The 13,321-nt window shown below is 69.9% G+C and carries 8 protein-coding genes and 2 pseudogenes; 5 read left to right on the top strand and 5 right to left on the bottom strand.

Annotated elements, in window-relative coordinates; genetic code table 11:
* Nucleotides 1-92 precede the first annotated feature (92 nt).
* From OG738_RS37805 to OG738_RS37790, 4 genes and pseudogenes are all read left to right on the top strand, one after another.
* Nucleotides 93-2,135: a hypothetical protein gene (locus OG738_RS37805; protein ID WP_329048233.1), complete on the top strand. Its 2,043-nt coding sequence runs from the start codon at nucleotides 93-95 to the stop codon at nucleotides 2,133-2,135.
* Nucleotides 2,084-2,944, top strand: coding sequence for an AfsR/SARP family transcriptional regulator (locus tag OG738_RS37800; protein ID WP_329048232.1), 861 nt, complete (start codon nucleotides 2,084-2,086; stop codon nucleotides 2,942-2,944). The genes OG738_RS37805 and OG738_RS37800 overlap by 52 nt, the downstream gene beginning before the upstream one ends.
* Before the next feature lie 783 nt (nucleotides 2,945-3,727).
* Nucleotides 3,728-3,916, top strand: a complete 189-nt coding sequence (locus OG738_RS37795) for a hypothetical protein (RefSeq protein ID WP_329048231.1) — start codon at nucleotides 3,728-3,730, stop codon at nucleotides 3,914-3,916.
* 112 nt (nucleotides 3,917-4,028) lie between these two features.
* Nucleotides 4,029-4,205, top strand: a pseudogene (locus OG738_RS37790) (MerR family DNA-binding transcriptional regulator); the annotation flags it as partial.
* A gap of 850 nt (nucleotides 4,206-5,055) precedes the next feature.
* On the opposite strand, the gene OG738_RS37785 reads toward OG738_RS37790, so the two are convergent.
* A complete protein-coding gene (locus OG738_RS37785; RefSeq protein ID WP_329048230.1) occupies nucleotides 5,056-5,598 on the bottom strand; it encodes a hypothetical protein in 543 nt (180 codons plus the stop codon).
* 156 nt (nucleotides 5,599-5,754) lie between these two features.
* On the opposite strand from OG738_RS37785, the pseudogene OG738_RS37780 reads away from it, so the two are divergent.
* Nucleotides 5,755-6,388 (top strand): annotated as a pseudogene (locus tag OG738_RS37780) (transposase); the annotation flags it as partial.
* A 61-nt stretch (nucleotides 6,389-6,449) separates the two neighbouring features.
* Here the strand turns inward: OG738_RS37780 and OG738_RS37775 are convergent.
* From OG738_RS37775 to OG738_RS37755, 4 genes are all read right to left on the bottom strand, one after another.
* Nucleotides 6,450-7,574 carry an AI-2E family transporter gene (locus OG738_RS37775; protein WP_442875969.1) on the bottom strand — a complete coding sequence of 375 codons (1,125 nt, stop codon included), beginning with the start codon at nucleotides 7,572-7,574 and terminating at the stop codon, nucleotides 6,450-6,452.
* A gap of 387 nt (nucleotides 7,575-7,961) precedes the next feature.
* Nucleotides 7,962-10,160, bottom strand: coding sequence for an exo-alpha-sialidase (locus OG738_RS37770; protein WP_329048227.1), 2,199 nt, complete (start codon nucleotides 10,158-10,160; stop codon nucleotides 7,962-7,964).
* A gap of 1,221 nt (nucleotides 10,161-11,381) precedes the next feature.
* Nucleotides 11,382-12,053: a response regulator transcription factor gene (locus OG738_RS37760; RefSeq protein ID WP_329048226.1), complete on the bottom strand. Its 672-nt coding sequence runs from the start codon at nucleotides 12,051-12,053 to the stop codon at nucleotides 11,382-11,384.
* Complete coding sequence (locus tag OG738_RS37755) at nucleotides 12,050-13,303, bottom strand: sensor histidine kinase (protein ID WP_329048223.1); 1,254 nt, start codon at nucleotides 13,301-13,303, stop codon at nucleotides 12,050-12,052. Before OG738_RS37755 ends, OG738_RS37760 begins: the two co-directional genes overlap by 4 nt.
* Nucleotides 13,304-13,321: the final 18 nt, after the last annotated feature.

Genomic DNA, 13,321 nt, shown 5'->3' with positions numbered 1-13,321 from the left:
TGTCCGACGGCAGGGCGAGGTTTCCCCGTTTCCGTCCTGGAGAAACTCGGGGAGAAGCGATGAGATTGGTTCCTTCCCGTGCACGTTCGAACGTGCTTCCGAATGGTCACCGCACGAGTCCCCCGGCGCTCCGGCGGGACCGCGTCGCCGGCGTCTTCCCGGGCCTGGGCAGCCGCGCCGCGTACCGGAACCTCGGCAGCCACCTGCTCGACTCCGGGAGCCCGGCGGTGCTCGAGGTCTACCGGCAGGCCGCGCGGGCGCTGGGTTTTCCCGGCCGGCCGGCGAAGCTCCTGCTGGTTCCCGAGAACGTGCCGACCGGGAAGCTGGCGCAGCAGGCGTTCATCGGAGCGGCGTTCCTGGTGCACAGCGTGGCCCTGGAGGCCCGCCTGCGGGACACCGCGGCGAAGAACGGCATCCCGCTCCCGTTCACGGCCTACACCGGTGAAAGCTTCGGCATCATCGCCTCCGCGGTGGCGAGCGGGGCGCTGTCCGTCGGCGACGGCGTCAAGATCGCGAGGGCTTTCACACCGCTGGTCCTGGTGGCCGCCGACGGCGAGGTGCCCGACGAGCCGGTCGCCCGGGAGGTCGCCGTGCACCTGCCCGACGCGCTGCGCGGCCGGCGGCTGGTTCCCGAGCCGTTCCACGTCATCGCCCTGAAGGGTGACGCCGATGATCTCGCCGCCGTTCTCGACGCGCTCGGGAAGACGTATCCGAAGGCCGACGTCGAGGTGCACAAGCGCTATTCCGACCGGCAGGTGAACGTGTACGTGCGAGCCGGGGTGAAACCGGATTTCGACGCGTTCACGGCGCGATTCCCGGCGGTGCGGACGGAGGAGCTGAAGAAGCCGACGAACTTCCTGGCCCACTCCGAACGGATGAGCGGCGTGCGCGCGGCTCTCGACCGATTCCTGGACGCGAACGGCATCGTGTTCACCGATCCCCACACCCCGGTGGTCTCGAACCACGGTGCCGGCCTGCTCACCACGGCCGAGGACGTCCGCAACGGCGTCCTCGCGCTCACCGACGAAGTCATGGCGTCCCGGGACACCGTGGCGACCCTGGCCGGTCTCGATCCCGACCTGGTCGTGGAGCTGGGGCTGGGGGAGAAGTCCGTGCAACTGCTGAACGACAACGGCTTGACCGCACCCGCGGTCGCCTACACCGGGACGGCGGACACGACGGAACCGTTGCTGCGCGCGGTGAAGCTGGTGGACGGCCTGCTGGCCGCACTGGAGGAGCTGCGCGAATCGGGGGAGCGTCTCGGCGACCGGCACTTCGACGCGCTGCGCGACCTCTTCCGGCTGACCTCGGCGAGCCCCTTCGGCGAGAAGTACGTCCACCAGCGCATGCGGCGCGTCATCGTCGACGAGATGTTCGGTTCCGGGCGGGACGCGGCACCGGCCTTCTACGAGCTCCTCGAGGTCTTCCAGCACACCTACCGGCACCGCGGCGACGTCGACGTCGCCGGTGGCGAGCTGGTGCTGCGGGCGCGGCTGAAGAAGCGGCTCACCGGCGACCGGCCGGGCCAGGTCCACACGGAGCTCAGGCTGCTCGACCGGGCGGGACGCGTCGTCGACCGGAGTCTCGACACGGCCGGGGAACCCGAAGTCCTGGTCGTCCACTTCGACCGGCTCGCCGGCCACACCCGGACGGCCGTGGCCCGGCAGCAGGCGCTGTTCCAGGCGCTGCGCCACGACCGGCCGGCGCTGTTCCGCCGGAACGACTGCTACCTCGAAGGAAGCGACGTCGTGGGCTGGCTGGCGGCCCTGGCGGCGTCCGGCGCGGCGCGCGTGGCCGACGTCGTGGCCCTCCACGACGTGTACCGGGAAGAACGTCCGGACGCCGACCTGGCGGCCGCGCTCGACCGGCTGCTCGCCTCGCTCGACCGCCCGGACCTGCCCCTGATCTCGCCGGCGGGCGTCCCGCTGTGGTCGGTCAAGGACATCGCGGATCTCGGGTGCCTAGCGTGGGTTTCCGGAACATTGGCGCGGTGGTTCTCGGTGTTGGGATGGGGGCTGGAGTCGTGCGAGACGACGCTACGGTGGCCAAGGCCCGGCGAGGGCGAAACAATGGTACAGCGGTCGTGGTCCGCTGCTTCGGGGCTTTCGAGGTGTCCCTGGCCGGCGAACCGGTGACGTGCTGGCACGCGGGCAAGGCGCGCCACCTCTTCCAGTACCTGCTGCTCAACCGCGGCCGGATCGTCCGGCGGGAGAAGCTGTTCGAGACGCTGTGGCCGGGTGGCGCGTGGTCGCCGGCGTCGAGTTCGCTGAAGGTGGCGGTGCACGCCGTCCGCCGGACGCTCGAGCAGGCGGCCGGCGGACGGCCGGTCGAGATCGTCTGCCGCGCGCACGGCTATCAGCTCCTCGCCACGAACCTGTGGCTCGACGTCGACGAGTTCGACCGCGCCCTGCGCGAAGCGCACGCCGCCGAGTCGCGGGGCGCCCGAGCCGAAGCCATGGCCTGCTACCGGCGGGCCGCGCGGCTCTACGCCGGCGACTTCCTGGCCGGGGAGACCGCGGACTGGGTCGAGGAGCAGCGGCAGTACTACCGGACGCGGGCGCTGCACGCCCTGACGGCCCTGCGCGCCGACGCGCTGCGCCGGGGCGACGACGCCGAGGCCGTCGAACTGTGCCGCCGGATCCTGGCCATCGACCCGTACCACGAGGAGGTGTACCAGACCCTGATGGTCCTGCACGCCCGGCGCGGCGAGCTCGGCCAGGTCCGCAACTGGCACCGGATGTGCGTGCGGCGCCTGCGGCACGACCTGGACGTGCCGCCGACCGAGCACACGCAACGCATCTTCGCCAGGGCCGTGCGCGGTGAGCTGCGCAGTCCCGCGCCCACGGCCACCCGGACCGATCGCGGGCGCTGCTCCACGGCGCCCCGGCCGAGACGCCGTCCCGGCGCGGGGCCCGGTGCGCGGACCGCGCGGCCACGCCGATGAGCCGTCCCCGGCGAGCGGGAGGCGCGGGGTCAACTCGGTGGTGGGCACCACGGGTCCGACGGGTGGGTCGGGGCGCGACCGCAGAAGCCCTGGGTTTGCCGGCCGACCTCGCCGCCTTCGACGCGCAGAACCGCGACGGGCTTGTTCTCGGGGTTCCGGCCGATGTCGCCTCCGTAGTCAATGGAGCCGGTGAGCCTTCGAGGCCCTTGTTGGTCTGGCGTTCGTCGGGGGCGGAGGTGTGGATCGCCGTGATCTCGCGCCAGATCGCGCCGGGCGTCACGGGAATCGTGGCGGCGGTCTCGCGCAGGTAGGCGGTGGCCGTGATCCTCACCTGTGCCGCGCCGTAGGCCATGGCCGCGTGGCCGTCCAGCGACCGTCGCCGCGCGGTCCGTTCGAAGCCGAACATGTCGTCCATGCGGTGCAGAAGTCCCGCGCGACGCCCGCCGGTTCGGTCACCGGCTCGGTGGCGAACGTCAGGTAGCGGTACGGCACCGCGCGATTCCGTTGCCGCTCCACCTGATCGGCGACGTACCGGGTGACGTCGTCGCCGATGATGGTCGCCGTGCCCCCGCACTGGGCGGCGCCCGCGGCGAACTGGCCGAAGTCCGGTACGCCGCGTACGGTGAAGAAGGCGACGCCCCTCGAGTGAGCAGGTGTCGCGGCCGGCGTTGCTGACGAGACGCTCGCGGTACTTCTCGTGCGATCAGTGCCCTGCTGAACGCCTACTGGGCGGCGATCGACGACGGACAGCTGAACGCGGACGTCGCACGCCTGCGCGCCAACATGACAGCCGTCCACGTCTGGGCGCCGGAAGTGCGCGACGAACTGTCCCTGCAGTCGCACTTCACCACGGGCAGCGTGATCACCGGCGAGGCAGTCCGGGCGGACGCGGACTGGCGGTTCCGGGAAATGGAGCTGCAGGTCGTGTGGCGCGTTGGTGACCGCGAGCAGTACTCCAGGACCGAGTTGTGAAGAGGTTTGACCAGGTAGTGCCGGTCCCGGAGCGGTAGTGCAGGACGCGGGTGGAGCCGGTGTGCCCGCGAAGATCAGCAGTGTGTAGTTGTTTGTGTAGTGGTAGTTGCAGGGGCACCGCCGCTATTCCCGCCACCAGCTGCGCCTGGCCGCCCGCGCGCGGGAACTGGTCGACCAGGGCACCCCCATCGACGCCGCCTGCCGCATCATCAGCCTCGAGGACCAGCTCCACGAGGCTCAGCGCCTCAACCGGTCCCAGGGTGGCATCGAAAGCGGCATCACCGACTGACGGCACTCGGCGCCCGGGCGGGACGCCGAGAACGGCGTCGTCGGCCGAACCCGGTCCGGCGGCCGGGCACCAAGCGGTGACCTGCTTCGCAGCGGCGATGGCGGGACATCCATGACATGCGGATCAGCGTGACGGGCTACATGGAGTCATAACCGCTGAAGCAGCCGGCGATACCGGCCGTCTGCCACTGGACGAATCGATCGTGAAGAGCAGGCGGCAAGCGGTCTGCCTGCTCGGGCCACATCCGCGTCCGGCGACGCAAGACCCGTGGTTCGGGGTCCACGGCGGCCTCGGCTCGGCGCGCACACCGGTGCAGGAGGTCGCGATCGTCTGCCACAGGGGATCTGGTCACCACGTGATCGTCACCAGTGCTGTGCGAGGAGGTGTGTCGTCAACCTCCCCCACATGTCGCTGGCGAATCGCCTGCGTCTTGTCGACGACAACGCGGGGCTACGCCCGGGACGGACGTGAGCGTAGGACTCGCAACCTCTGCAGCAGCACGGCCGCCACGAACGCCGCCGCGCCCGACCGCCGCCTGAGGCGCAGCGCGACCACCACGACCAACTGGATCGCCGTCGCGAACACCGAGAGCACGAATCACGGCGAGGGCTCGCCGCCGTGGGTGAGGTCGCTCATCAGGACCCGGATGGCGGCAATCAGGAGCACCAGCATGCCCAGGCCGAAGACGATCAGCATCACCGGCAGGAAGAGATCTGGCCGGCGCCGGCGGGGGTGGCGCGAGCGGGCACACGGCGACAGGGCACGGCGAGTCTCTGCTCGGCTGGGGAACTTCGGCCGTGCCCGATCGCGAGGCGGGCATCCACCGTGCTTTTGCCGACACGGCCCGCAGTCACTTGTTCCAGACCGTGACATCCCCCGTGGCGCCTCCGTCGAAGGTTTCGGCTACCCCCGTCACGTCGATGCGGAATACGCGGCCCTCTGCCGTCCGGCCGCAGACGTGGTTGCCCTTCTCGGTGCCGCTGATGTACGCCTTGCCCTGTTCGTCGACCGTCGAGGCGCACCCCGCGCGGTCCGGGGTTCCGCCGCTTGTCCAGACCGCCAGCTTCGCGGCGTCGTGGTAGCTCTCGAACACTCCGCCGCCGCCCCAGACGTACGTGTCGCCCGTGCGCTTCGGCGGGTTCAGGTCGAAGTTGAAGTGGCCGAAATCCAAGTGGCCCTGGAAGTACACCGTCGCCGGGGCGGCGGGCGTGGTGCTCGCGGCCGGCGGCTGTGCGGGGCTGGCCGCCGTGGCCACGGCGGAACTGTTGGCCGGCGGGTCGGCAGCGCTGCCTTTGAACAGCCCGCCGAAGTTCGCGATGCCGGTCAGCAGCGCGCCGAGCGCGCCCATCAGCGCGACTGTTCCCCCGATGCACCCGACCTTCTTCGCCTCCACCACATTGTCCCCCTCGGTGCCGCATGGTGATCGCACGATAACTTTAGAGGGTCGTCGGACTTAAGGCGGACATGACCGCCAAGCCTCTGCGCTGGGGAACCATGGGGACCGGCGGCATCGCCGGCGCCTTCGCGGACGACCTGAAGCTGACCGGCTTTGGCGTCGTCGCGGCCGTCGGATCGCGCACAGCCGAGAGCACCGAGGTGCGTGTACCTGGTCGCGACGTACTGGCGGACGAACCTGACGATGCGCCAGATCGGGCCATTGTTCGGGGTGTCGCATTCCGCGGCGCACCGGGTGATCGACACGAGCGGTCCGCTGCTGGCGTTGGCGCCGGTCCGTAAACGCCGGGTGGATGCGGTCGCGATCGTGGACGGCACCCTGGTCCCGACCCGGGATCACCGGCTGGCGACCCCGTCGAAGAACTACCGCTACTCGGCAAATGTGCAGGTCGCCATCGACGCCGACACCCGGCTGGTGATCGCCACCGGTGACCCCGCAGCCGGGCAGCCGCAACGACTGCACCGTCTACCGCGCCTGCGGCATCGCCGAGCAACTCGCCGACCGGCCCGTGATGGCCGACGGCGGCTACCAGGGCAACGGCAGCGATCTGCCCGAGTGGAAGGAAGATCTCAACGCCACCCACCGCAAGGTCCGCGCTCGAGTCGAGCATGTCCTGTCCCGGATGAAGAACTTCAAGATCCTTCGAGACTACCGCCGCGCCGCGAGCATGCTCGCCCACACGCTGTCCGGGATCGCGAACCTGCACGACATCATCCTCACCGAATGACGCAACACCAGCCCCCGCCAACCACAACACCAGTTACGAGACAGCCCTTAGGGGCTGCCACTCACGCCTTATCGAGGCGAGGGTAGAGCACCTCCTGGGCGAGCAGGAGGATCGCGGCAGCGACCGGGATGGCGACCAGGGCGCCGATGACGCCGAGCAGGGCGCCGCCGAGCAGGACCGCGACGACGGTGACCAGAGCGGGTACCTTGAGCGCGGTGCCGATGATCTTTGGTACCAGCAGGTAGTCCTCGGCCAGCCGGTAGACGAGTGCGAAACCGATGGTGGCCAGGCATACCGGTAGCGACACGGTCAGTGCGACGAGGCTGATCAGTACGCCGCCGATCACGGATCCGACGACCGGGATGAGGTCGAGTACTGCGACGGCGATGGCCAGCAGGGCCGCATAGGGCACGCCGAAGATCAGCAGCCAGGTCAGGGTGAGCACGCCGGCGATGACGGAGACGGCCAGGTTGCCCAGAACGTAGCCGCCGACCTTGGCGAAGATGTTGTCGCCGATCAGGATGGCCCGGGGGCGGCGGGAGTGGGGGATCAACCGGTACAACGTCGACCGGATCCGGGGCAGGTCGGCGACGAAGTAGATGGTGAGCACGACCACGATCAGCGCATCGGTCAGGACGCCGAAAACCGCTTTGCCCGCGCCCAGGACGCCGCTGGTCAGGCCGCCGCTGGAGCCGGCCACCGATTGGATCGCTTGCTGCAGGTGAAACCGTTCGTTGAGGCGGCCGAGGAGGGTGTTGTGGTCCTGGGCTTCGCGTAGGTACTCGGGGGCTTTGGTGACGAGTGCGGTGGTTTGTTCGACGATGACGGGGATGGCGGCGGCGAAGAACCCGCCGATCGCGGCGAAAGCGACGACGAAGACCGTGACGACGGCCAGCCACCGCGGGAACCGGCGCGTGACCAGCCAGGACACTGCGGGTTCCAGGCCGATGGCGAGGAACAGGGCCAAGCCGACCAGGATGAGGATCTGGGCCGCGCCGGCGAGAAGCTGGATCAGGCCGTAGGTGACGGCGACCCCGGCCGCGGCGGTCATGCCGACAAAGAATGGTGATCGGCGGTCCAGCCGCTTGCCGACCGTTCCCAGCGGCTGCTCGGGGGTGCTGATCTCGGCCGCTTCGGCTTCCGCCTCGGCGACCGTGCCTTCGTCGTCGCTGTGTGGTTGGCCCACCAGGGGGTGGTGCCCGTCGGCAGCGGGGTCGGAGGGTGGCGTCATGAGGCACCGCACTGTCTCGCACCGGAACGTGCGTGGAGGAAGGCCGGCTCGGCCGCGTTGGCGAATCCGGCCGCTGTGATCGGCTGTGAGCTCAACCTCAAGCAGCGTAGCCCCCAGGAACCGATCTGCGCCGCGCCGACGAGGGTCGCCGTTGGGTGAGCCGTTGACATTCGCCTTGTTGTGTGAAGCCGAGGGCAACTGCGACCGTCATCGGCGCGTCGCTTTGCGTGGATATGACGAAGCTCCATGACAGTCCGGTGTCATGCGGCGAGCGCGCCCAGCGAAGGACGGCCGCGCTCGCCGTGGTGGCGGTGAGCGCGGCCGGTTCCGCTGGGTCGATGATCAGCGGCGGGCGGTCACGGTCGGCGCCGGGCCGGCCGGAACACCGGTCGCGCCGCCGGAGTGCGCCCTGATGGCGCCACCGGTTACGGGGAGACCGCCGGCGGTGTACATCCCTTCATCGAAGGCCTGGCCGCCTGAGGGTGTCTTGCCGACCGCGAAGATGGCGACAGCTTTTCCACCCGCGATCGAACACGAGAGGTAGTCACCGACCATGCTTCCCTGGGTGGTGGACGCGATCTGCGACAGGTTCATCGGCCCGCCCACGGTCTGTGGTGTGCTCCAGGTCGCGCCGCTGTTGATCGAGGAAACGTACCCGACCGTCAGCTGGCAGGTCGCCGAAGTGCAGTTCGCAGCCGGGTAGAAGTAGTAGTACAGCCCGATGTGCGTACTCGCACCGGACGTCGTCCGGTCGACGCCGATCCCGGGGATGAAGTGGTCGACACCGCTGGTGGTGGTGTCGATCGGCACCCGGGTGACCGTGCTCCAGCTGGTCCCGTTCGACGACGTCGAATACACGATGTCGTTGGCCGGGCACCCGGAGCGGAACCTGCAGTCCTGCCAGGCGACGTAGACGGTGCCGGCGGCGTCGATCTCGGCCGAGGGGAGGCCGTCGCCGCCGCGGAGCCCGCCGGCGGGGGTGTGGCTGGACACGTTCGCGATGAGGGTGCTGGCGTTCCAGGTGGAGCCGCCGTTGGTCGAGGTGAACGACCGGATCGACGAGCCGTTGCCCGAGTAGGGCACGACCACGGTGCCGTTGGGCTGCACCAGCGGCTGGCCGCCGAGCCCGCTCGGGCTGCCCGAGGGCGACCTGGCGGCAGACCAGGTGGCACCGCCGTCGGTGGAGGTGCTCATGACGATCGTGTTGCCGGTGGTGGTGATGTCGACCTCGACGTAGCAGTTGCCGTAGAACGGGCTGGTTGTGGTGTTGTCGCAGACGACCCATTCCTTGTCGTAGTCCTGGCCGTCGTTGCCGACCGCGATGACCGGGTTCTGCCAGCTGGTGCCGTTGGCGGAACGGCTGATCGACACGCCGGCGCCGCCGACGTTGGCGTTGATGATCAGACCACTGATCAGCCAGGTGCCGTGCTTGGCGTCGTAGGCGACGGCGGGGTCGCTGACCCTGGCCCAGGCGCCACCGCCCTGGTAGACGGTGATGCCGGGCAGCATGCCGTGGGCCCAGGTGGCACCGGCGTCGGTGGAGGTGTTCCAGGAGATGTCGGAACTGCCGCCGTCGGTGAACCGGCCGACCTGCGACGAGCTGACGATGGTGTTGCCCCAGGCGAAGGTGTCCGGTTCGACCTCGGTGGCGTGCTGGCTGGTGGTGTTGGTGAACGGGTCGGCGCTGACCAGTGTCGGGCCGCCGGTCGAGCCGACCGTCAGGGTGAAGGTCGTGGTGTGGGTGGCCGACGGGCCGGTTCCGGTCACGGTGATCGGGTAGCTGCCGGAGGGTGTCGTCGCCGATGTCGAGACGGTCAGGGTCGCCGAGGCGCCCGCGGTCACCGAGGTCGGATTGAGCGAAGCCGACGCGCCGGCGGGCGCACCGGTGGCGGACAGGCTGACGGTCTGCGCGGAGCCGGCGGTGACGGCGGTCGAGATCGTCGAGGTGGCGGTCTGCCCGGCGGTCACGGTGCCGGACGCGGGGTTCGCCGAGATCGAGAAGTCGTTGACCGGCGCGGTGCCGTTCACGGTGACGTCGTCGTAGAGGGTGAAGGTCGGGTCACCCGGGTAGTTGTCGTCACGGCTGGTCAAGGTGAGTGTGTAGGAATGCGTAGCCGTCACGGCGGCGGTGACCTGTTTCCAGCCGGCGCCGTTGGTGCAGGTTCGGGGCAGTGGCGTGGCCGTGGTGCCGGTGGTGTTGTCCCGCAGGGTGGCGGTGGCCCAGTCGTAGGTGACGGTGTCCGGGCAGGTCACGGCATACCAGAAGGACAACTGCGTTGCGCCGCTGGGCGCGGTGAAATTCTGTGCGATCGACGAGGAGCCACTCGGCGAGGTGGACCCGACCCGGGCCGCGTAGGTACCGCCGTGCGCGCCCGAACTCACCACCGCGGTCGTCCCGGTGGACGTCCATCCGCTGAGGTTGCCGGCTTCGAAGTCGCCGTTGACGATCGGCGTCGCGGCCGACGCCGCGGTGGCCGGAAGGACAAGTGCCGCGGTGCTGAGCGCTAGTACACATAGCAGGCGAAACGGTCTGACGCGCATGGGACTGCCTCGATTCCCTGAATCGGGTGATGACGGCCGGACTTCCCGCGGCGTCCCCTCGCTCCGGGAGATCCGGTCACGGAACAGCCTGCGCATACTGACAAGCCCAGACGATGGCCGACAGGGCTCTTGACCGGTACAGGACTATCCGCCGCGACCGAACGGTGGAGCGCTTGGCCGTCCGCTAACCCCGTCCACAATGGACGCGGTGAACCAGCGCACTCGCTCCAGGCGTGCCCTCGATCGACGACGACGCGCTTCGGGCGAGTGCGGCTGTACCCGTCCGGTACCGGGTGGTCGCCGGCGCCCGTCCGCACCCGGACGCGATACCGACCGACCCCGGACTGGAGGACGGCTATCTGGCACTCATGCAACACCACCAGAGGCAGCGGGTTCGATCTTGCGAGCGCGGAAGGACAAGCCGGCCAAGGCGTTCCGGTTCGGCTATCACCAGACCGGCCTGCCTGAGCCACGAGACGCCGTCGCCGGTTCACCCACCCGACGACACGCCGTCCCGGATGTCCCCGATAGGGCTGACGAGCCGGTGAGCACGTCGTCTTCCTCCGGATGCCGTCCTGCCGTTGCTCCCACGGTTCGAACCGGCTCCAGACGTTCCCGGTGATCAGCCGGAGCCGCGAATCGATCAGCGGCCCGTACGGCTGGAGGGGATCAGCCGTACGGGCGCCGTCTGGTCCGGATGCCGGGTGCGCGTGACAATGCCGCCGACGATACCGCTGAGAGTGTGGGCGCACGGATGGTCGGTCGTGCGGCGCAGCCCGTCGGCGTGATCGGGTCATCGGGCGGACTGGTGATCCGGTCCACGTTCGGTGGGGTTGCCTGGGGTGACGAGCCGGGTTTCGTAGGCGAGGACGACGGCTTGGGCGCGGTCGCGGAGGACGAGTTTGGTGAAGATGCGGGTGACGTGGGTTTGACGGTCGCTTCGCTGAGGGTCAGGTCGCGGGCGATATCGGTGTTGGACAGCCCCGTCCGATGAGGGTTGCGGATGTCCATGAGCACCACATCCGGCCGCAGTTCCCGTGCCGCAGACATCGATCATGCGCAGCGCCGTCGATTTTCGCGAGCAGGGGCCGTCGAAATTCGCGGACATAGCCGCCCGATCCTGACTGCACTCGGCGTTTCGGTACCCGGTCGCCATACCCCGGTCGGGGATCGCGCCGAGCATTGTCCGTGGACCCGAAGAGGGGGCAGTGGACGATGTGGTCAGGCGGGGCGCACGAGGCGGATGTCGTAGGCCAGCACGACGGCTTGGACCCGGTCGCGTAGTTCGAGTTTGTTGAGGATGCGCCCGACGTGGGTTTTCACGGTTCCTTCCGAGAGCACGAGTTCTTCGGCGATCTCGGCGTTGGAGAGTCCGCGGGCGAGTTTGGTGAGGACTTCGAGTTCGCGTTCGGTGAGCCGTTCCAGCCCGTATCCGGCGACTGGTGATTCGTCCGCCGGGGCGGTGTCGGGGATTCGGTCGGCCACGGCGTCGAGGAGCCGGCGGGTGACGCTGGGTGCGACGACCGCGTCGCCGCCGGCGACGGCCCGGATCGCGGAGATCAGGTCTTCGGGCGGAACGTTCTTGAGCAGGAAGCCGCTGGCGCCGGCCTTGAGGCCGGGAAAGGCGTATTCGTCGATGTCGAAGGTGGTCAGGATCAGCACCCGGGAGCGGGGGTGGGTGCGGACGATTTCCCGGGTGGCGTCGATCCCGTCCATGCCGGGCATGCGGACGTCCATCACGACGATATCGGGGTCGAGTTCGGCGGTCTGGCTGATCGCGGCCGCGCCGTCGGCGGCTTCACCGACCACGGTGAAGTCCGGCTGGGACTCCAGGACCAGCCGGAAGCCCAGGCGTAACAGGGGTTCGTCGTCGACGAGGAGGATGCTGATCATGCGCTGACCACCGAGCCGGTGTCGCCGGGGACGCGTCCGGGTTCGAGCCGGGCGGTGACCCGCCAGCCGCCGCCGGGGCGGGGGCCCGCGGTGACGTCGCCGCCGAAGACGGCGACGCGTTCGCGCATGCCGCTCAGCCCGTGCCCGGCGGCCGGGCCGGTCGTCCCGCCGTGGCCGGCGCCGTCGTCGTCGACCTCGAGGGTGACGGCGGGGTCGGCGTAGGTCAGGCGGATGTGCGCGCCGGCGGGCCGGATGGCGTGTTTGAGCACGTTGGTGAGGGCTTCCTGGGCGACGCGGTAGAGCGCGAGCCCGGCGGTGGGGGAGAGCGGGAACCGTTCGCCGGTGATCGTCCACGAGGTGGGCAGGCCGGTCGTGCGGATCTGCGCGACGAGGTCGTCGATCTGGGCGACACCGGGCTGCGGGGTTCGCGGGGTTTCGTCGCCGTTGTTGTTGCGCAGCACGCCGAGGAGCCGGTGCATCTCGTCGAGCGCTTGCCGGCCGGTCGCGGAGACGTGCAGGGACGCGGTTTCGGCGGCGCCCGCGTCGGTTCGTGCTGCGTAGGCGGCGCCGTCGGACAGTGCGATCATCACCGAGAGGTTGTGCGCGACGATGTCGTGCATCTCCCGGGCGATGGTCGCCCGTTCACGGGCGGCCGCGATCTGCGCCTGCTGGTCGCGCTCGCGTTCGGCTCGTAGCGCCCGGTCCTGCAGCGACGCCAGGTAGACCCGGCGCATCCGGACGTTCACCCCGAGCACGAACGCGGCGACGACCATGGCGGCGGTGAACACGAACCGGGCGAGGGACTCGGCGAACTCGTCGTTCGGGAAGACGACGGCCGCGATGAGCACGCCGAGCATCGCCAGTGCCGTCAAGGCCGGCCGCCGTCGGGAGTAGCTGCCGACGGTGTAGACGGCGACGAGCACAGCGATCACGCTCGGCGGGAACGCCGGGCCGAAAAAACCCTGGACCAGGGCAAACGTGCACGCGGCGGCCAGGGTCGAGAGCGGATAGCGCCGACGGAACGCGAGCGTCGAGACCAGCAGGACGCCCGTTCCGAACAGCAGCGGACGAGCCGCCGGCGCCACGCCGCGGTGCTCGATGACCAGCGTCAGCGGCAGCAACGCGCACGCCAGCAGCACGTCGGTGGCCGTGGGGTGAGCGCGGGCCCAGGCGCGCAGCCGTTCAGCGCCGGGCCACCCGCTGACCAGGCCGTGTTCGGAGACCGGCCACGACGGGCCCGCGTCACTCACCGCGCCATCATCCCCCAC

It is taken from the genome of Amycolatopsis sp. NBC_01488, assembly GCF_036227105.1.
Lineage (GTDB): Bacteria > Actinomycetota > Actinomycetes > Mycobacteriales > Pseudonocardiaceae > Amycolatopsis.
The sequence above is the reverse complement of the archived record's forward strand: the minus strand, read 5'-3'. Positions and strand labels throughout refer to the sequence as shown.

Bases quoted from the DNA above. Each gene is read 5' to 3' on its own strand.
- OG738_RS37770 (WP_329048227.1), bottom strand. From the start codon at position 10,160: ATGCGCGTCAGACCGTTTCGCCTGCTATGTGTACTAGCGCTCAGCACC.
- OG738_RS37795 (WP_329048231.1), top strand. From the start codon at position 3,728: ATGACAGCCGTCCACGTCTGGGCGCCGGAAGTGCGCGACGAACTGTCC.
- OG738_RS37760 (WP_329048226.1), bottom strand. From the start codon at position 12,053: ATGATCAGCATCCTCCTCGTCGACGACGAACCCCTGTTACGCCTGGGC.